Origin of the sequence: Pedobacter frigiditerrae (genome assembly GCF_004331645.1) — a bacterium.
GTDB lineage: Bacteria > Bacteroidota > Bacteroidia > Sphingobacteriales > Sphingobacteriaceae > Pedobacter > Pedobacter frigiditerrae.
On record NZ_SJSK01000003.1, the window covers coordinates 634,773 to 654,129 of the forward strand.

The 19,357-nt window shown below is 32.9% G+C and carries 15 protein-coding genes; 8 read left to right on the forward strand and 7 right to left on the reverse strand.

Features of this window, described 5'->3' with window-relative positions:
* Window positions 1-21 precede the first annotated feature (21 nt).
* A complete protein-coding gene (locus EZ428_RS14340; RefSeq protein ID WP_131553855.1) occupies window positions 22-1,887 on the forward strand; it encodes an LTA synthase family protein in 1,866 nt (621 codons plus the stop codon).
* Window positions 1,888-1,892: 5 nt separating this feature from the next.
* Complete coding sequence (locus EZ428_RS14345) at window positions 1,893-4,064, forward strand: S9 family peptidase (RefSeq protein WP_131553856.1); 2,172 nt, start codon at window positions 1,893-1,895, stop codon at window positions 4,062-4,064.
* 185 nt (window positions 4,065-4,249) lie between these two features.
* On the opposite strand, the gene hemF is transcribed toward EZ428_RS14345, so the two are convergent.
* The 4 genes from hemF to EZ428_RS14365 all read right to left on the reverse strand — a co-directional run bounded on the left by hemF (window position 4,250) and on the right by EZ428_RS14365 (window position 7,955).
* On the reverse strand, window positions 4,250-5,146 hold the full coding sequence (gene hemF / locus EZ428_RS14350) for an oxygen-dependent coproporphyrinogen oxidase (RefSeq protein ID WP_131553857.1): 897 nt from the start codon (window positions 5,144-5,146) through the stop codon (window positions 4,250-4,252).
* Between the two features lie 163 nt (window positions 5,147-5,309).
* Window positions 5,310-6,533 (reverse strand): MFS transporter, encoded by a 1,224-nt coding sequence (locus EZ428_RS14355; protein WP_131553858.1) that lies wholly within the window; start codon window positions 6,531-6,533, stop codon window positions 5,310-5,312.
* A gap of 106 nt (window positions 6,534-6,639) precedes the next feature.
* Window positions 6,640-7,230 carry a fasciclin domain-containing protein gene (locus tag EZ428_RS14360; protein ID WP_131553859.1) on the reverse strand — a complete coding sequence of 197 codons (591 nt, stop codon included), beginning with the start codon at window positions 7,228-7,230 and terminating at the stop codon, window positions 6,640-6,642.
* A 98-nt stretch (window positions 7,231-7,328) separates the two neighbouring features.
* Window positions 7,329-7,955 (reverse strand): hypothetical protein, encoded by a 627-nt coding sequence (locus EZ428_RS14365; protein ID WP_131553860.1) that lies wholly within the window; start codon window positions 7,953-7,955, stop codon window positions 7,329-7,331.
* A gap of 121 nt (window positions 7,956-8,076) precedes the next feature.
* Between EZ428_RS14365 and EZ428_RS14370 the strand changes: the two genes are divergently transcribed.
* Together EZ428_RS14370 and EZ428_RS14375 are read left to right on the forward strand one after the other, a co-directional pair.
* Window positions 8,077-9,540: a sensor histidine kinase gene (locus EZ428_RS14370; protein WP_165501783.1), complete on the forward strand. Its 1,464-nt coding sequence runs from the start codon at window positions 8,077-8,079 to the stop codon at window positions 9,538-9,540.
* A complete protein-coding gene (locus tag EZ428_RS14375; protein ID WP_131553862.1) occupies window positions 9,540-10,223 on the forward strand; it encodes a response regulator transcription factor in 684 nt (227 codons plus the stop codon). Before EZ428_RS14370 ends, EZ428_RS14375 begins: the two co-directional genes overlap by 1 nt.
* Here EZ428_RS14375 and EZ428_RS14380 read toward each other — a convergent pair.
* From EZ428_RS14380 to EZ428_RS14390, 3 genes are all read right to left on the reverse strand, one after another.
* Window positions 10,220-10,531 carry a phosphoribosylpyrophosphate synthetase gene (locus EZ428_RS14380; protein ID WP_131553863.1) on the reverse strand — a complete coding sequence of 104 codons (312 nt, stop codon included), beginning with the start codon at window positions 10,529-10,531 and terminating at the stop codon, window positions 10,220-10,222. The two genes, EZ428_RS14375 and EZ428_RS14380, sit on opposite strands and share 4 nt — an antisense overlap.
* Before the next feature lie 87 nt (window positions 10,532-10,618).
* Complete coding sequence (locus EZ428_RS14385) at window positions 10,619-11,419, reverse strand: DUF4249 domain-containing protein (RefSeq protein WP_131553864.1); 801 nt, start codon at window positions 11,417-11,419, stop codon at window positions 10,619-10,621.
* 2 nt (window positions 11,420-11,421) lie between these two features.
* A complete protein-coding gene (locus EZ428_RS14390; RefSeq protein WP_394343156.1) occupies window positions 11,422-13,761 on the reverse strand; it encodes a TonB-dependent receptor in 2,340 nt (779 codons plus the stop codon).
* A 179-nt stretch (window positions 13,762-13,940) separates the two neighbouring features.
* Here EZ428_RS14390 and EZ428_RS14395 point away from each other — a divergent pair, with 179 nt between their 5' ends.
* From EZ428_RS14395 to EZ428_RS14410, 4 genes are all read left to right on the forward strand, one after another.
* Window positions 13,941-14,426: a DUF4442 domain-containing protein gene (locus tag EZ428_RS14395; protein WP_131553865.1), complete on the forward strand. Its 486-nt coding sequence runs from the start codon at window positions 13,941-13,943 to the stop codon at window positions 14,424-14,426.
* 11 nt (window positions 14,427-14,437) lie between these two features.
* Window positions 14,438-15,070 (forward strand): AlbA family DNA-binding domain-containing protein, encoded by a 633-nt coding sequence (locus EZ428_RS14400; RefSeq protein WP_131553866.1) that lies wholly within the window; start codon window positions 14,438-14,440, stop codon window positions 15,068-15,070.
* Window positions 15,071-15,120: 50 nt separating this feature from the next.
* A complete protein-coding gene (locus EZ428_RS14405) occupies window positions 15,121-16,488 on the forward strand; it encodes an MATE family efflux transporter (protein ID WP_131553867.1) in 1,368 nt (455 codons plus the stop codon).
* 70 nt (window positions 16,489-16,558) lie between these two features.
* Window positions 16,559-19,354 carry a TonB-dependent receptor domain-containing protein gene (locus EZ428_RS14410; RefSeq protein WP_131553868.1) on the forward strand — a complete coding sequence of 932 codons (2,796 nt, stop codon included), beginning with the start codon at window positions 16,559-16,561 and terminating at the stop codon, window positions 19,352-19,354.
* The last annotated feature ends 3 nt before the right edge of the window (window positions 19,355-19,357 follow it).

Consider the following 19,357-nt stretch of genomic DNA (forward strand, 5'->3'; position numbering starts at 1 on the left):
CATTTTTATTAAATTGCGCCAATGTTTAAAAGCCTGATTTTTTTTGTTCGTTTTTTTCTGTTTTGGCTGTTATTTTTTGCGCTAGATAGATTTATTTTCCTTTTTATTTTTCATAAAAAACTAAGGGGAATTCCTCTCGGAGAAAAAGCACTAGCTTTTTATCACGGTTTAAGGTTAGATTTATCAATGACTGCTTATTTGGCGGTTATTCCATTATTAGTTTTTACATACTGTTATTTTACAAAAAAAACAGCCATCAACTTTAAATGGGTCTCTATTTATAATAAAGTTTTAATAGCACTGTTTGGGTTTTTTTCAATTGTTAATTTCAACACTTATCGCGAATGGGGCATTAAAATAAATTACAGTGCTTTAGCTCCTATCGTAGAAACACCAAAAGAGGCTATGGCATCTAGTGGGTCCTCTCCATTTATGTTTTCAATGTTTATTTTGGCAATATTGGTTGGGTCAGGTTTTTATCTCAATTTTATTTTAATCAAAAAACAAATCAACTTTGTTAAAACACCAGTTTGGATAAAACCTATTGTTGCTATTTTATTATTGGGAATTAATTTTTTAATTATTAGAGGAGGTGTAGATGTAGCTCCGAACAACCAAAGTATGGCTTATTATTCTAAATATGAGGTTTTAAATCATGCTGCACTTAACACGGAGTGGAATTTAATATCGAGCATATTAGCATCAAAAAAAACTAATAAAAACCCTTATTTATACTTCGATAACGCAACGGCAGAAAAAGAAGTTGCCGAGCTATACAAAGTTGAGAAGGATACAACCATTTTAATTTTAAAAAACCAAAAACCTAATGTTATTATTTTCATTTTAGAAAGTTTTACGGCAGATCTAACCAAAACCTTAGGTAATGAGGATGGAATTACACCAGGTTTTGATAGCTTGATAAATAAAGGTGTTTTATTTACAAGTATTTATGCTGCTGGCAGTAGGACAGATAAAGGTTTGGTTGGTACATTAACTGGTTTCCCAACTTTAGGAACAGGAAGTATTGTTAAGTGGCCTGAGAAAATGCAAAAGATCCCTGCAATTAGTCAAAAATTATCTCAAAACAATTACCAAACCTCTTTTTATTATGGTGGTGAATCCGAGTTTGATAACTATAAAGCATTTCTTTTAAGCCATAATTATCAAAAATTGATTGATAAAAACAGCTTTGAGAAAAAAGACATGAATTCTAAATGGGGCGCTTACGATGGATTAGTTTTTAACAAGCAACTGCAAGATATCAATCAAGAAAAACAGCCATTCTTTTCTACCATTTTATCATTAACTAATCACGAACCATTTGAGGTTCCAGGTAACTATAAATTTGGAAGTAAAGACATTGTTGAAAAATTTAAAAGCACTGCTTACTATACAGATTCTTGTATAAATGATTATTTATCAAAAGCTAAAAAACAAGCTTGGTATAAAAACACACTTTTCATTTTTGTGGCAGACCATGGGCATCTCTATCCTAAAAATGTTGCCGACATTTTCCAACCTCAACGATACCATATTCCATTATTATTTTATGGAGATGTAATCAAAGACGAATTTAAAGGTAAAAAACTTGATAAAATTGGTAGCCAACAGGATATTTCTGCTACACTTTTGGCTCAATTGAACATTCCGCACAAAGATTTTATATGGAGCAAAAACCTGCTAAATCCCTACACCAAACAATTTGCATTTTTTAGTTGGGATAATGGTCTTGGCTTTATAAATGATAAACAATGTGTTACATTCGATAACATTGGCAAGAATATTTTGTACAATAGCAATGCAAAGGATAACTTGCAAACTAATAAAAATCTAAATTCAGGTAAATCTTACTTACAAACTGTATATCAACAATTTATAAAACTATAATACAAATGAAACTAACCAAATTATTTATCGCAATAACTGCAGTAGCTTTAATTAGCACAGGGATTGTAAAAGCACAAAGAGGTGGCATTAACTGGACTAAAGACGGTAGCGGTTATTATCAAAATCTTGGTGGAGAAATCGTAACCATCACACTTCCTAAAAATGAACGCAAAACCATTATAAGCAGACAATTATTAACTCCTGCAAATGGCTCAAGTCCAATTGCCGTAAGAAGTTTCCAATTAAATGATGCCGGTACAAAAGCATTAATTTATACCAATACAAAAAGGGTTTGGCGTCAAGATAGTCGTGGAGATTATTGGGTTGCAGACATCGCAAATAACACCCTAAAACAAATTGGAAAAGGCAAACCTTCTTCTTCTCTAATGTTTGCTAAGTTTTCTCCAGACGCAACAAAAGTAGCTTACGTAAGCGAGCACAATGTTTATGTAGAAGATTTGACAACGGGCGATATTAAGGCCTTAACAACAGATGGAACTTCAAGAATGATCAATGGAACATTCGATTGGGTTTATGAAGAAGAGTTTAACTGTTTGGACGGTTTTAGGTGGAGTCCTGATGGAAAATTTATTGCCTACTGGCAAATAGATGCAACTAAAATCAAGAACTTTTTAATGATTAATAATACCGATTCTATTTATTCATTTAATGTTCCTGTAGAATATCCTAAAGTTGGACAAGATCCATCAGCCTGTAAAGTTGGTGTTGTTGATATCGCCACTGCTAAAACCAATTGGCTGGCAATTCCTGGCGACAACATTCAACACTACATTCCTCGTATGGATTGGATTCCAAACACTAATGAAGTTATCTTACAACAATTAAATCGCGAGCAAAATGAAAGTAAGTTATTCATTGCTAATGCTACAACAGGTTCAGTTACCGAAATTTATAAGGAAAATGATAAAGCTTGGATAGATGCACAAGATGATTTTGTTTGGCTAAACAGTAACAAAGAGTTTATTTATCAAACCGAGAAAGATGGTTATACACATCTATATCGCATTAGTAGAGATGGAAAAAAAGAAACCTTAATTACAAAAGGAAACTACGATGTAATTGGTGTTAATTTAATTGATGAAAAAAACAACACTGTTTATTTTATGGCGTCGCCAACAAATGCTACTCAAAAATATTTGTACAAAACTAAGTTAGATGGCAAAGGAAAACTAGAAATGGTTACTCCTTCTATCCTACCAGGAACACATAGTTATTCTATTTCTCCTAATGGTTTATATGCCCGTCATAGTTACAACAGTTCTGTTGTTGCCCCAATAACAGAGTGGATGAATTTTACAGCAAACCAACCACTGTCGATGGATGGCAGTATTACAACTCAATTGGCTAAACAAACTCCACCAAAAAACAAAGTAGAATTCTTTAAAGTAACCACAGAAGATGGTGTTGAAATGGATGGATGGATGAAAAAACCAGATAATTTCGATCCTACCAAGAAATATCCTGTTGTATTTTATGTTTACGGCGAACCTGCTTCGCAAACTGCTGCAGATGTTTGGGGAGCGGGCTCAAATCGTTTATATGCTGGTGATATGGCTAAAGATGGTTATATCTACATTTCTATGGATAATCGTGGTGCACCAGTACCAAAAGGTAAAGAGTGGCGCAAAGCTATTTACAAAAACATTGGAATCATCAATATCCGAGACCAAGCAATGGCCACTAAAAAATTATTGTCAACTTATTCATTTATGGACAAAGACCGTGTTGCTGTTCACGGTTGGAGTGGTGGTGGTTCGTCTACCTTAAACTTATTGTTCCAATATCCAGAAATCTATAAAACCGGCATAGCCGTAGCTGCTGTGGCAAACCAATTAACTTATGATAACATTTATCAAGAGCGTTACATGGGTACTCCTTTTCCTAGCACTGAGGTTTATGTAAAAGGTTCTCCTATCACTTATGCAAAAAATCTAGTTGGAAATCTATTGTATATTCACGGTACTGGCGATGATAATGTTCATTATCAAAATGCTGAAATGTTAATTAACGAATTGGTTAAAAACAAAAAAGTATTTCAATTGATGAGTTACCCAAATCGTACACACGGCATTTATGAAGGCGCCGGAACAAGTGAGCATTTAGCTTTAACTTACACTAAATTCTTAAAAGAAAACTGCCCTCCAGGAGCAAGATAATCTAAAATTATAAAAGCAAAAGCCTCAAGTGTTAAACACTTGAGGCTTTTTTATTTGTATCCCAGCTTTTGCTTTACTTCTCTGCCAAATAGTTGATTAGTTTTCATTCCAATCTAAACTATTTAACTTAAGCTTGTGTATAGCAATCTTAAGTACTAAAGAGTATGGTCTATCCAATATTAATTTTAAACCCAATCAATTCCCTTTTTAAGGAAATTTAATGTTTCCTCTTCTTCACTTCCTGCAGCAACCTGCGGATTGTAATTCCATTTTGCGGTTGGTGGTAAGCTCATTAGGATACTTTCTATACGGCCATTGGTTTCCAAACCGAATTTTGTACCAGCATCATAAACTAAATTAAACTCTGCATAACGGCTACGACGTAAATATTGCCATTCCTTATGTTCTTCTGTATACCCTTGGTCGCGATTACGATCAATTAACTCAGTATAAACTGGCAAAAATGTATTACCAACAGCCTTTGAGAATTCTAAAATCTGATTAAAGTCTAAATTAGTGTTTTCCGGTTTTAAGCGGTCGTAAAAAATACCACCCACCCCCCTTGTTTCTTCGCGATGTTTAATGAAAAAATAATCATCGGCAGCTGCCTTAAATTTCGGGTAAAAAGAAGTGTCAAAATTATCGCAAGTTTGCTTTAAACGATGATGAAAAAAACGAGCATCAGTAGGAATTACATAATGAGGAGTTAAGTCTATACCACCACCAAACCAACGAGTTTGATCATCCATTTCGAAATAGCGAATATTCATGTGAATGATAGGCACAAATGGATTTTCAGGGTGCATTACAATGGAAACTCCAGTTGCAAAAAAATCATCAATTTCTACTTTAAAAGCTTTTTTTACCGCTTCTGGAAGTTTACCATGAACGGCAGAAAAATTAACTCCACCTTTCTCTATTACATTCCCATTTTGCATGACACGAGTTCGTCCACCACCACCACCGTCACGTTGCCAAAGCTCTTCTAGAAATTTTGCCTTTCCATCTGCCTGAACTAACCCCTCACAAATGCTATCTTGTATTTCCTGATATGCTAACGCTACTTCGTCCCTAAACATCATCTATAAATTATAAATCAAAGGTAAGGCTAATGAAATGCTTATGGTTAACTAATAATTAGAATTACGTTTTTTTGACATAAAGAAAGATTTGAGTTTGAGCTATGTGCCAGAGGCATCCCTTTGGGAAGATTTGAGACAAATGAACTGGTGAACCAATGAACCATTATACCTCTACGTAATCTAAATCTTTGTTAAAAGTTTCTTTGAGTTGACTAAGTGCAAATAGGGCTACGATTGTCAAAATACCCATTACAATAAAAGCTGCAGTAATGTTTGTAAATTTTTGAGCTAGGTATACAAATAAGAAGTTAATAGGAATTAATGCTCCACGAACAAAATTAGGTGCTGTTGTAGTTACTGTCGCTCTTATATTGGTGCCAAACTGTTCTGCGGCAATAGTTACAAAAGTTGCCCAATAACCAACAGAGAATCCCATAAATAGGCATAACCAAATAAAACTATCACTAGACAATCCTTTACTTGTTAAATAGAGCACTACACTAATGGCCGAAAGTATATGAAAAATAAAAACGGTCTTTCTTCTAGACTTTAACATCTGAGAAAGAAAACCGGTAAATACATCGCCAATTGCAATGCCGAAATAGGTAAACATAATACCCCTTCCCGCATCTAAAGTCTCCGTAGCTCCTAGCTCTTCTCCAAATTCCTTACATAAGGTAACCAACACTCCAACTACAAACCATAGTGGTATTCCAATTAAAATACAATACAAATATTTTAAAAATCTCTCTTTGCTCTTAAAAAGCATAAAAAAATTACCCTTAGAAACTTTTTCTTGCCCAGCAATTTGCTTGAACATTCCAGATTCAAATGTGCCTAATCTTAAAAGCAATAAGAGCAAGCCCATACCTCCTCCAACAAAATAAGAGGTTTTCCAACTATATGCTTCATGAACGGTTGTTGCAGCAGCCGCACCTAATAACCCAACACCAGCTACAATCATTGTACCGTAACCACGTTTCTCCTTATCCATTGTTTCTGCTACCAGAGTAATTCCAGCTCCTAGCTCTCCTGCCAACCCTATACCAGCAATAAACCTAATTAATGCATAACTATTAACAGACATTACAAAACCATTAGCAATATTAGCTAAAGAATATAATAGTATAGAGCCAAAAAGAACCTTAACCCTTCCCATTTTATCTCCTAAAGTGCCCCAAAGTAATCCTCCTAATAACAATCCAAACATTTGACAATTAATGATGAAAATGCCATCATTTTTAAGATTAGCTGTTGAAACTCCTATTTCTGTAAGACTTTCAATTCTAACAACAGAGAATAATACTAGATCATAAATATCTACAAAATAGCCTAGTGCAGCTACAATAATGATGAGGGTTACATTTCGCTTATTAGATGGGTTCATATGAGGTTAAAGTTTGAAGGCTTTAAACTACAAAAAAATACATTGAATCAAAAAAGCCAACTCACAATGTGAACTGGCTTCAAATTAATCAACCTATAAACAAATCTTATCTTGGCATTAAAACACCATCTATAACATGAGTAATGCCATTATTAGAAACAATATCTGAAATGGTTATACTAGCATTATTTATCATCACTTTACCATTCTTAACCCCAACTTTCAATTTACCACCCTGTACCGTCGTTATTTCTTCACCATCTTTCAAATCCGAAACTCTTAATGCACCCAAAACAATATGATAGGTTAGCACTTTGGTTAAGTCTGCTTTAGCCTCTGGCTTCATTAAACTATCCAATGTGGCTTTAGGTATAGTTGAAAATGCTTGATTTGTTGGGGCAAAGACTGTGAACGAATCATCACTACTTAAAATCTCCACTAACCCAGCCTGTTTAACAGCTGCTATTAGCGTAGTGTGATCTTTAGAATTAGTAATATTATCAAAAATATTCTTTGAAGCGACCATTATTGCTCCCCCAACCTCAACATTAGTTTCTGCAACTACGACATCACTAACCGCTTTATTTGAATCTATAACTAAATTTTCTGATGCTGAATCTGCCTTAGACAAACTACAAGATGAGATGAAAGCTGAAGAGACTACACCTAAAGCTAGGCATAAAAAAAACTTTTTCATAATTTGTTTGAATTGTTTGTTTTCTCTATATACGATATAAAGGAGAAAAAGGTTTTCTTAAGATCAAAATAAATCGCGGAGCTCAATTTTATAGTTGATTATTCAAATTTCATTTCAAAGAGCAAATAGTGTTTAATGCCAAATTTTTTACCCCAGTTTTCAATGTCCTTTCCGCTACTTCCTACTTCACACCATGACTTTGATCCATCTGCTCTTTTATAAGGCAAAATATAAGCTAAAAAATGAAATGACTTGTTATAACCTATTTCAAGTTTACTTTCTTCTGCCAAATTCCTTAAACTGTATTCATTACTTTCAACAGCTTCATACTCTTTTGTCGTAGAAAACCTCGAAAACTGAAATGTTATCTTAAGCTTATTTTTTGGCGTTAATTTCGATAAGACTTTTATGTTTAAAGTTGTGTCATTTACTTTATCCATCCCAATCCCAGCCATTTCCTTGCTATTAAACACAGAACTTTCTGATTTGATTTTCCCATTCCAAATCTCTTTAACAGTAATATTGTATGTTTTACTTTTTAGTTCTTTGCCATTAAAATTTATCTTGTAACAATCAATGTTCTCAAATCTAAAGAGATCAAGTAACTCTTTGTTATCTGAACCATAAAGGGAAGTCATTTTCAAATCATCCTTTTTTTGTTGCCCATAAGATGGTACAACCATTATTACTGAAACCAGTAAGTTTAAAACTATACACTTTTTCATAATTTGTTTTTTTTCAAAAATGAGCTGAAGAAACATTTATTATTGTTAACCACAGTTAAGGCTGAGTTAATTAGTGTTAACTCGTTTAAATGTTTAAGAAATGAGCCTTATGTTTGTGTCAATGCAAAAAAACATAGTTTTTATTTTAGTATTGATGAGCTGCTGCGTAACTGGCATAACGGGTCTACAGCTCTATTGGAATTATAAAAATTATCAAACTGTTGTTGCAAATTTTAAAAAAGATGCCAACAATGCACTTGATATAGCTGTGGACAGAGAAATGGCTCAAAGAAGAGCTACGCTAGTATTAATAGTAAAAAAATGGTTAGCTGATACAACCATTGTAACAATTACTTGTGACACTCTTAACAAAGATCACAGAACGGCTTTTACAATGGAAGATGTTGTTCCTTATTATGCAGATGAAAAAGCCGATAAAATTACTTTAGGGATAAGTGATTTTAAAGATAAGGTTGGAAAAATCACTCCAAAAGCGAAGACTATTTTTATAAATCATTTCGGAGAAATTGTAAAAGGTGACTTAAATCAATCTACCGTATATTATTACACTCAAGGCTTAGGACATAGAATTGAAGATGCATTTAAGAGCAGTAAATTTAATCAAAGCAATTTCAGTAAAATTTATAAAGAGGAACTAGCTAAAAGACAAATATCAACTTCATTTAACCTTAATACAAATAGTGCTCAGCAAAAGGGTCTGTTCATTACGCATAAAGCAAATACTGCATTTAGAAGACCTTATGTTAATGCCTTAATTTGGGCAAGTTTAGAAAATCCAAATAGCTATTATTTGCGGGAAATGAAATGGCTAATCATTTCCTCACTCTTACTTATTGCAATTACACTTTTCTGTTTTTACTACACCATTAAAATATTACTAAATCAGCATAAATTGGTCGCTATAAAAAATGAGTTTATAAGTAACATGACGCACGAAATTCATACACCCTTATCCTCAATTCAAATTACCACTGAAGCTTTGCAGAGATTCAATCTTGATGATGAAACAAAGGAGAAATACATTGACATTATCTTGTATCAAACCAAAAAATTAAATCTACTTTCTGAAGAGATTTTGGCTAGTGCTAAGCTAGAAAATGCAGAATTTACAATGAATGAGAATATTGATTTAGATGAGCTAACACTAAGCCTAATCAAACATACATCATTACCAGAAAACATCAATCTAAAATATACACCTTCAGAAAAGAATATGGTTATTAAGGGAAACAAAACCCATTTAACACGTTCTATTGCTAATATTTTAGAAAATGCAATTAAATACAATACATCAACCAATCCTACAATTGAATTTAAAATAGCAAGAAGTCAAAAAGCTATTAACTTAAGTATAATAGATAACGGCCCTGGCATTGCCGATGAATTTAAACAAAAAATATTTGAACAATTTTACCGTATCCCTACTGGTAATATTCATGATATAAAAGGCTATGGCTTGGGCTTGAGTTATGTAAAAAAAGTAATTTCTGAACATAAAGGCTCGATTATGATAAGTGACAACCATCCAAACGGAAGTATATTCTCAATTAATCTACCTAGGTAATGGATAATAAAAAACTACTTCTGATTGAAGATGAGCCTTTTTTAGCTAAAGTAATTGAAGATAGCCTAACACAAAAAGGATATAACGTTCGTTATGCAGCTGATGGCAAAAAAGGTTATAGCCTTTTTCTGAACAATAGATTTGATCTTTTAATTCTAGATGTCATGTTACCGTTTACGGACGGATTTACCTTAGCTAAACAGATTAGAAAAAATGACGAGTACACTCCTATTCTATTTCTAACTGCCAAGGCAGAAACTAAAGATTTAATTGAAGGCTATAAAAGTGGCGGTAACGATTACTTAAAAAAACCGTTTAGCCTTGAAGAGCTATTTCTTCGTGTTGATGAACTACTAAAAAGAAACCAGAGAGAAAGCCCAATAAACCTTTCTGAAATAACTATTGGCAAATATAATTTTAGCTACCATAAGCAAGAATTAAGTATTAATGATGAAATCATTAAACTATCAAACCGTGAAGCTGGATTATTATTACTGTTATATAAAAACAAAAATGTTTTAACAGATAGAAAAACAGCATTAATTACGCTTTGGGGTGATGATAGTTTCTTCAACACGAGAACCATGGATGTTTTTATCACGCGGTTGCGGAAGCACCTCAAAAAAGACGATAAAGTAGAAATCTTAAATGCTAGAGGAATGGGTTATAAATTGATATGCTAACTATCGTGATGCATTTTTAACTTATCTAATAGTTCTGCAGAAATATTATCAGCATAAGCGCCATAAGCATCAATAATAACACCTTTTAAGTTGCCAACCGGTGATGAAATAGCATAAATAACTGAGCTATCTCCAGGATCAGTCATTCCTTCAAAACGATAAAACTCATCTATCTCAAATTCTTCTGGCATGAGTTGAAGATCTAGCGATTTACACTCAATACAATCTTGAGCTAAATTAAAATCGTATTCATAACCTCTTTTCTCTAAATCGGCTACCGCAGCAGTTAGTGTGTCATATATATGCATAAAGCAATTTACTAATTTTACTTTATTGTGCATAAAACTCGGTTCTAAAACTTTTAAACTTTATCACTGAAATTTAAGAGTCTTAAATTATTTTATCACTAACGAATCTACAGTAAAACTAGAAGCGCTAAAAAAGCCTAAAGCACCATTGTTAAAATTTGATTCGGGATTTGCAGGAGTAGTTGGTGGGCCGCCGTTGCCTGTAATTTGTGTTATTGAAAATAGATATTTATAAACATTAGCATCTATAGTAAGCAATTGTACCTTAACTTTATCTCCTGTAACTAAATTAGGTTCATCGATAAAAATATTGTTTTTAACCTCTCTTCCATCATTAAAACGATCTGATTCTACGTAATAACGTTCTTTTTTTAAGTTATTTATAAAAACCCTATTATAATAGAAATTAGCTATACCAGCTGGGTCATTGTAATTTACTTGAACAATTTTTCTAGTTTCACCAAAAGCAGATAATTCTATTTGACTTAAGGATTTAATAGGTACTGCCAGAGGCATAATTGATGTGGCTACATAAGTTTGTCCATTAACAATAACGCTCATTGTATATTTTTTGCCTGGTATGGCTTTGTACTTTGAAGATATGTAATTGCCCGGTGTTTGCTCTGTGTAAACTATTGTTGGTCCATTTTCTTCTTTTATTGCTACAATAGCATTAGAAACTGGAACTTTATCATTACTTGCATCAAAATTTACTGTTTTAGTAATAGAAACAATATGCTTCACGTCTAAATCAATTAAAATTGCTTCAATAACTAATTTAGGCTCAGTATTGTTTAGTTTTAAATCAATTACCTTTTCACATGATGTAAAAAGAACAGTAACAATCAATACTGATAAAATAAGCTGTTTTTTAAAAATATTATTCATATTTAAAATTTAAAATTCCAAGTAACTGATGGTATAATACCAAATAATGAAGTTTGTACAGCCTGGGTTTGAGAAGTGTTATCAGGATTATCCTTAAAATCAATGGAAAAAGGATTTTTTCTATTGTAAAGGTTGCAAATTCCAAAATTCCAGCTCGATTTGAATTTTTTGTTTGGCTTACCTTCTAATGTTGCAGAAACATCTAAACGGTGAAAATCTGGTGTTCTATTTGCATTTCTCTCTCCGTAATAAAAAACGGTTTGTCCATCTAAATTATACTTACCTATCGGAAAAGTAACCGCATTGCCGCTACTGTAAACAAAAGTTGAAGAAAATATCCATCTTTTGCCTGGCTTATAAATACCAACTACCGAAATATCATGCGGCCTATCTTGTCTTGCTGCAAACCAGGTATTATTATTTATTTGGCTAAATTGTCTTTCAGTTTTAGAAAGTGTATAGCCTATCCATCCATTAAATTTGCCATATTTTTTCTTAAAGAATAATTCAATTCCGTAAGCTCTTCCTTTACCGTAAATTAAATCGGCCTCTACATTCTGATTGCCTCTTAAATCAGTTCCATTTCTATATTCGATTTGATTTTGCATTGGTTTATAATAAGTTTCTGCAGAAAACTCATAATCGTTATCATTAAAGTTATTAAAATAGCCTAAAGAGAATTGATCTGCCAACTCTGGTTTGGTATTTAAACTGTTCATGATATAAAGATCTGTTGGAGAAGTTGCTGTAGAATTAGACATCAAATGCAGATTTTGAACATTTCTGGTGTAAGAAGCTTTTAAGGATTTAGTATCATCTAGTTGAAAACTTGCTGAAAATCTTGGTTCTAAATTAATGTAGGTTTTTACAATTTCACTTGATTTATAAAATGTTGAACTGCTTTGATTTCCATCAACATCAAAAGTTTTAAAGTTGCCACCGCCCAAAAGCGAGAAAGAAGAAAGCCTTAAACCATATACCAATTTAATTTTATCACTTAAATTATATTGATCTGAAAAATAAGCAGCAAGCTCTACTCCTTTTCTAGTTTCAATTTTTATTTCGTTTACACTAGATGTGCTTGGAGAAGATATTTGACCAGGTGCAATGGTGTGATGAAGTGCATCGAAACCAAATTTAAGCTCATGCTTGTTATTTAAAGCGATATTAAAATCTTGCTTTAAGTTAAAATCGCTTATGCTAGAATTAACCTTAAATTCACTGCCGCTTAATAAGTTTTCGATGGTATAATCATATTTACTTACAATTAAAGAGGTATTTGAAAACAATTTGTTACTAAACAGATGGTTCCACCTCAAAGTTCCTGTTGCATTACCCCAATTGAAACCAAATGTTTCATTTAAACCTAATTTATCCCTGCCAAAATATCCTGATAAGTAAACTGTATTTTTTTCGTCTAGTTGATAATTTGCCTTGGCATTTAAATCGTAAAAATATAGGGTATTGCCTCTAAGCGAAGTATCTGGGGCTAAAGCTAAAAAAGCATCAGCATAAGTTCTTCTTCCGCTCACCATAAAAGAGCTCTTATCTTTTACAAAAGGGCCTTCAATTTTTAGCCTAGATGAGATAAGTCCAATACCGCCTTCAAATGTGGTTTCTTTTTTATTCCCATCATTCATTCTTATGTCTAAAACAGACGACAATCTACCGCCATATTGAGCTGGCATTCCACCTTTGTAAACTGTAACATCTTTAATTGCATCAGAATTAAAAGTAGAGAAAAAGCCAAGCAAATGTGAAGCATTATAAACTGGGGCTTCATCTAATAAAATTAAATTCTGATCGGTTGATCCGCCTCTAACATAAAAACCGCTATTACCTTCTCCTGCCGATTTAATGCCCGGCAATAGCTGTAATGTCTTTAAAATATCTTTTTCGCCAAATAATACCGGAATATTTTGAATATCCTTAATATTTAACTTTTCAACACCCATTTGAGCTTTAATTACATTATCGTTTCTACGGATATTAGTGATTACAACCTCATTTAAGTTATTTGATTCTTCTAAGCTAAAATCTTGTTTTACATTGGCGCTAATGTTTATCTCTTTAATGAGGGTAACATAACCTACATAAGAAACCTCGAACTTATACTGTCCTTCTGGTAAACTTATGCTGTAAAAACCATAAGAATTTGTTGATGTACCTAATTGAGAAACTCCACTTATTTTAACGCTTGCACCGATTAAGGTTTCGCTAGTTGCCGAATTTTTTACTACGCCGTTTATCGTGTAATTTTTTTGAGCATAAAGAAATGATAACGAAATAAAATAAATTAATACTAGAACAGCTAATCTTTTAACGGCGAATATATTGATCAAAATATTTTAATCTAAATGGTTAAGCCAAAAGTAAAGTAAGAAAACTTTAAAAACATAAATAAATTGCTAAGATTAATTTACAAAATGTAAAATTTATAAAAATTGATTGATAATTGCATGATGTTAATGTTGAGTTAAATATTTTAAAACTTCAATTGTAATTCTGATATTTAAACATCATGATAGTTTCCGAAAGAACCCTTAAGTGGGCGATGTGTTTTTATCCACCACTATTATTTCAGCGCATTTGGGTTAAAAGTTTTCATCCTGGCTTTTTGGGTGTAGATGTAAAAATTAGCAATAGCTTTTTAAACAGAAACTACAACGGTTCAATATTTGGAGGTTCTATTTATGCTGCTACAGATCCATTTTATGCCATATTGTTTGATCAATTAATGCAACGTAGAGGGTTTAAAGTACGTGTTTGGTTAAAGAGTGCGTCTATACAATACCTTAAACCTGGCTTAACAAATCTGTATTTCTCTATTAAGATTACAGATGAAATGATAGTAGAGGCTGAATATGCTTTAACCGAAAAAGGAAAATTCGTTATGGCTTATCCAATGGAATTATTTAATAAAGAAGGCGAATTATGTGCAACAGTAATGAATGAAATTTATTTACGCACAAAATTTCCCGGAGAGAAACAGAAAGTTGCTATTTAAAATGCTGAGCCATGAATATCAAGAGATTAATTTTAGAAGGGGAAAACGTAAGCTTAGATTTTAAGAAAACCATTAGCAATACAGAAAAAATTGCCAAAACTTTGGTGGCATTTGCTAATAATCGTGGGGGTAAACTTTTAATTGGCGTGGCAGATGATGGCGTTATTAAAGGTGTAAAATCTGAGGATGAAGAAAAGTTCATGATTACAAGAGCTGCTCATTCTTTTTGTAAGCCAGCTATCGAGCCAAAATTTGAAGAAGTTTATGTAGATGATAAAATAGTTCTGGTAGTTGATATCCCTAAAAGTGATTTAAAGCCACACTATGCCTTAGATGAAAACAAAAAATGGTGGGTTTACTTTCGTGTTAAAGATAAAAGTGTATTAGCTAGTAAGATAATTGTTGATGTATTAAAGGAAAGCAATAATGACAATGGGCAACTCATATCTTACACGGAATATCAAAAGAAACTTTTAACCTACCTCGAAGAACACGGTAGAATCACCCTGAAAGATTATAGCAAGTTGATTAAGAGCGCCCACAAAAAGGCTCAAAAGATTATTGTAGGATTGATTTTAACTGGAGTTTTATTACCTCATATCTCAGAAAAGGAAGAATATTTTACTGCCGCAGACGTAAAATAATCGGTTTTTATTATCCGCTTTGCGGGATTAAAACAGCACCTTTGTAGCGTATGCAACAAGCACTATTTACCAAATATAAATCTTACTATAAAGAAAATTTAATTCTTGCCTTACCTATTGTTGGCTCTCAAATTGGGCACATGGCGGTGCACATGGCCGATAGTATTATTGTTGGTCAATTTGCTGGAACAACACAACTGGCTGCAGTTTCTTTGGTTAACAGTTTGTTTATGCTGGTTCTAGTTTTAGGCCTTGGTATTTCGTATGGACTAACTCCTTTAATTGCACAAGCTAATGGCAGAAAAGATAACAATGAATGCGGTAGATTATTATCAAATAGTTTGATTATAAATATAATTACAGGGTTATTTCTATATGTTCTTATCCATTTTGGCACCCTGGCTTTAATTGATCATATAGGTCAATCTCCAGATGTTGTTTTTTATGCAAAACCCTATTTGGGCTATTTATCTTTCTCTATCGTTCCCTTAATGATTTTTCAAACCTTTAAACAATTTGCTGAAGGTTTAGGATTTACTTTACAAGCCATGCTGATTTCCATTTTTGGAAACATTATTAACATTGTTATTGGAATTGTATTGGTAAGGGGAATGTTTGGCCTTGAAGCAATGGGTGTTAAAGGTGTTGGGATAAGTACATTAATAGATAGGTCTTTAATGGCGCTAGTAATGGCGATGTATGTGTTAAGATCCAGGAATTTTAAGATTTTCTTAAAGGAATTTAAAATCTATGCCATCGATAAAATCAGAAGTACACAAATTTTTAGAATTGGTGCCCCTGTTGCCATGCAGTACATTTTTGAGATCAGTGCGTTTAGTGGTGCGGCCATCATTATTGGTACCATTGGTACTGCCCCACAAGCAGCACATCAAATTGCAATTAACTTGGCTGCCTTTACTTATATGATAGCTAGTGGTGTAGCTTCTTCGGCGACCATTAAAACAGGCAATTACTTAGGGCAAAGAAACTTTACAGACCTGCGTCGTTCAGCAATAGCGAGTTATCACGTTGTAATTGGTTTCATGTCTTGCACTGCAATATTATTTATTTTGGCAAATACCCTTTTACCTTACATCTATACCAAAGATTTAGAAGTTATTGCAATTGCTGCTCAACTTTTAATTATTGCTGGTTTTTTTCAATTATTTGATGGAACTCAAGTTGTTGGTTTAGGTGTTTTACGTGGTATTGGAGATGTAAATATTCCTACATTTATTACCTTTCTTTCTTATTGGATTATTGGCATTCCCTTTGGCTACTTTTTAGGATTTTATCTAGATTTAGGCGTAAAAGGAATTTGGTACGGATTAACTTTTGGCCTATTAACTGCCTCTGTGTTATTATTCCTTAGGTTTCAGTTTAAAACAAGATCTCTTATAACAGCAACTGCTGATTAGAATTATTCTAAATAACTTGTGTACATCGTGTATTTTTTACACCTTTGCGCCAAATTAGAATTAATCTAAATTGAAACAGTTATACATTTTTTTAATCATCATTCTATTTGCTCACAGGGGAAGTGCGCAAATAACTAACTCTATTATTGCCAAAGTTGTTAATACCAAAGGTGAAGCCTTAGAACTTGCAAATGTTAAGTTAATAGAAACAAACCAGTATGCTACCACTGATAAAAATGGTTTATTTAAAATAAGTGGCATTCAATCTAATTCAAATATAACATTACAGGTTTCTTTTATTGGTTTCCAAACTCTTAAAGTTCCAGTTGTATTTAAACCCGGTGAAAATAACCTAGGAAATCTTTCTTTAAATGTTCTTGATTTAAGCCTAGAGGGTATTGATATCAATGCCAAAAGGAATTATTCGGGCTCTACCAATTCTTCACTAATTATAAATAGAGAATTAATTGAGCAGACCCCTGCCCTAAGCGTCAACGATTTATTAAATCAAATTCCCAATAGAAAAATACAACCACCCTCTCTTCAGCGTGTACAAAATTTAAATCTAAGGTCTGCCTATGTACCTACAAGTACAGGAAGAGGAGACTTTGAACTTAACAATGCTTTTGGTATTGCCATTATTATGGATGGTAATGTGATTAGCAATAATGCGAATATGCAAAGTTTTAATCCTGGTAGAAGTGGCCAAGGTCAGTCTTTTGTTACCAGTGGAAATTATGGTTTGAATGGAGCTCCTGCACCCGTAGTTAATGGCATACCCTCTACATCGTATTCTGGCGATTATACATTTGGTGGTACAGATTTAAGGCAAATTCCAGCTGATAATATTGAAAGCATTGAAGTAATTGCGGGAATCGCACCAGCCAAATATGGAGACCTAACTGATGGGGCTATTATTATTGAACGCCAGGCAGGTAAATCTCCTGCTTATGTAAGAATGCAGTTGAGAGATAATGCCACTTCTTATGGTTTTTCGAAAGGTTTTGAACTCAATCCAAAATTAGGTGCTGTAAATCTTGGTGTAAATTACGTGAATTCATTTGAAGATAATCGTGACAAATTAAAGGCATATAGAAGAGTAAATACAAATGCCATGTGGACAAACTCATTTGGCAAGGCAGATCAGTTAAAAAACACTTTTAGTATTGATTATGGTAGAAATTTAGACGGTATAAAGCGAGATCCAGACGATGAAAAAGGAACGAGAACAAGATTTGATAGTTGGAATTTTAGTATAGCTAACAGAAGTAATTATCGTTTTAACAGTGGTTTTTTAAAAAATATCAGTTTCAATGTAAGATATTCAGAAGGGCATCAGGTTAGTTATAAAGAAGAATTAATGAATGATCCTTATGTACTTTATACAACAGCAACTGCAACCGGTATACATGAAGGCACTTATGATACTGGGGTTTACACTGCTAAATCTCTAATTGATGGCAGACCTATTAATGCTGGTGCTAACTTAGACTTTACTGGTGGTTTTAAAACTGGGGATATTGCACATTATCTATCTTTCGGAACAAGTTTTAATTATGGAGCAAATAGAGGTCTAGGCCAAACTATAGATCCTAATGAACCAAGAAGTGGCCCCAAAGTAGCAACAACTTCAATAGGTGCAACAAGTTCTGAACGTTTTTATGATTTTAAGTTAGCAATTGCGCAAAAAGACTTAGGTTTTTATGTTGAGGATTTATTTACTGCAAATTTATTAGGTAAACCATTGAATGTTAGAGCAGGTATCAGAACTGATATTCAAAATGGATATGCATCACTTTCCCCGCGAACAAATATTAATTACGAAATAAATAAAAATTTTAGATTGGGTGTTGCTTATGGTCTATCATACAAATCTCCAGGACTAGCACAACGTTATCCTGGCCCAACATTTTACGAAATTCCGTTACTAAACTCCTATAATGGAAAGGTAAATGAAAGCACTTATCTGGTTTATGTAGAAAGATATGAACCAACTAATTCTGGCTTAAAACCTTCAAAAAGTGAAAGTTTAGAGTTATCTGCACAAATTAAGATTGATAAGTTCAATCTTTCATTGACTGCCTTTAATAAAAAATCAAGAAATGGTATTTCTACTGTCCAAAATTTACAAAGCATTGTATTGCCAACTTATACCGCTACAGCAAATGTAGGTGCAAAACCCACGATTACTCAAACTGGTTTAAAACCATACGCAATCAATTACTTCACATTTAAAAATGATCTGTCGTCAAATAATCAAGGATTTGAAGTCATCTTAAATACACCAGAGATAAAAGAAATAAAAACATCTTTTAATTTGAGTGGAGGTTTATTCAGAACTGCTTACAATTCTACATCTAATCGATTAAGTAGTAATATACCTAGTACAATTCCAACAGATCCAAATTACGCTTATATAGGCGTATATGAGCCATCAAATACAAAAGCTTATTTTAGCAATGGCCGAATAACAAGTATAACACACATACCAAAATTGAGCCTCGTGATTCAATTTGTTGCAGAGTTTGATTTATTAAATAAAACCATTAATACTGCAAGCTCAAGAATACCATTAGGGTATTACAATAGTGTAAACCAGTATACTGCAATCACCAATTTTGATCAAAAAAATCCATCTTACGGCCATTTATATGTAACTCCAGAAGAACAGAAAGAAAATGATTTGCCAAAAATTATATCAAACTATCACTTTAGCATTGCTAAAGAAATAAAGAAGCGTTTCAAATTCGCTTTCAATGTATATAATGTATTTAATTACCAACCATACTATTTAAGTACAACGGGCACTTATAAGTTCCCGAACAGTTCGCCAACATTTGGTGCAGAATTATCTATAAAACTTTAGGAA

Bases quoted from the DNA above. Each gene is read 5' to 3' on its own strand.
- EZ428_RS14340 (WP_131553855.1), top strand. From the start codon at position 22: ATGTTTAAAAGCCTGATTTTTTTTGTTCGTTTTTTTCTGTTTTGGCTG.
- EZ428_RS14345 (WP_131553856.1), top strand. From the start codon at position 1,893: ATGAAACTAACCAAATTATTTATCGCAATAACTGCAGTAGCTTTAATT.
- hemF (WP_131553857.1), bottom strand. From the start codon at position 5,146: ATGATGTTTAGGGACGAAGTAGCGTTAGCATATCAGGAAATACAAGAT.
- EZ428_RS14355 (WP_131553858.1), bottom strand. From the start codon at position 6,533: ATGAACCCATCTAATAAGCGAAATGTAACCCTCATCATTATTGTAGCT.
- EZ428_RS14360 (WP_131553859.1), bottom strand. From the start codon at position 7,230: ATGAAAAAGTTTTTTTTATGCCTAGCTTTAGGTGTAGTCTCTTCAGCT.
- EZ428_RS14365 (WP_131553860.1), bottom strand. From the start codon at position 7,955: ATGAAAAAGTGTATAGTTTTAAACTTACTGGTTTCAGTAATAATGGTT.
- EZ428_RS14370 (WP_165501783.1), top strand. From the start codon at position 8,077: ATGCAAAAAAACATAGTTTTTATTTTAGTATTGATGAGCTGCTGCGTA.
- EZ428_RS14375 (WP_131553862.1), top strand. From the start codon at position 9,540: ATGGATAATAAAAAACTACTTCTGATTGAAGATGAGCCTTTTTTAGCT.
- EZ428_RS14380 (WP_131553863.1), bottom strand. From the start codon at position 10,531: ATGCATATATATGACACACTAACTGCTGCGGTAGCCGATTTAGAGAAA.
- EZ428_RS14385 (WP_131553864.1), bottom strand. From the start codon at position 11,419: ATGAATAATATTTTTAAAAAACAGCTTATTTTATCAGTATTGATTGTT.
- EZ428_RS14395 (WP_131553865.1), top strand. From the start codon at position 13,941: ATGATAGTTTCCGAAAGAACCCTTAAGTGGGCGATGTGTTTTTATCCA.
- EZ428_RS14400 (WP_131553866.1), top strand. From the start codon at position 14,438: ATGAATATCAAGAGATTAATTTTAGAAGGGGAAAACGTAAGCTTAGAT.
- EZ428_RS14405 (WP_131553867.1), top strand. From the start codon at position 15,121: ATGCAACAAGCACTATTTACCAAATATAAATCTTACTATAAAGAAAAT.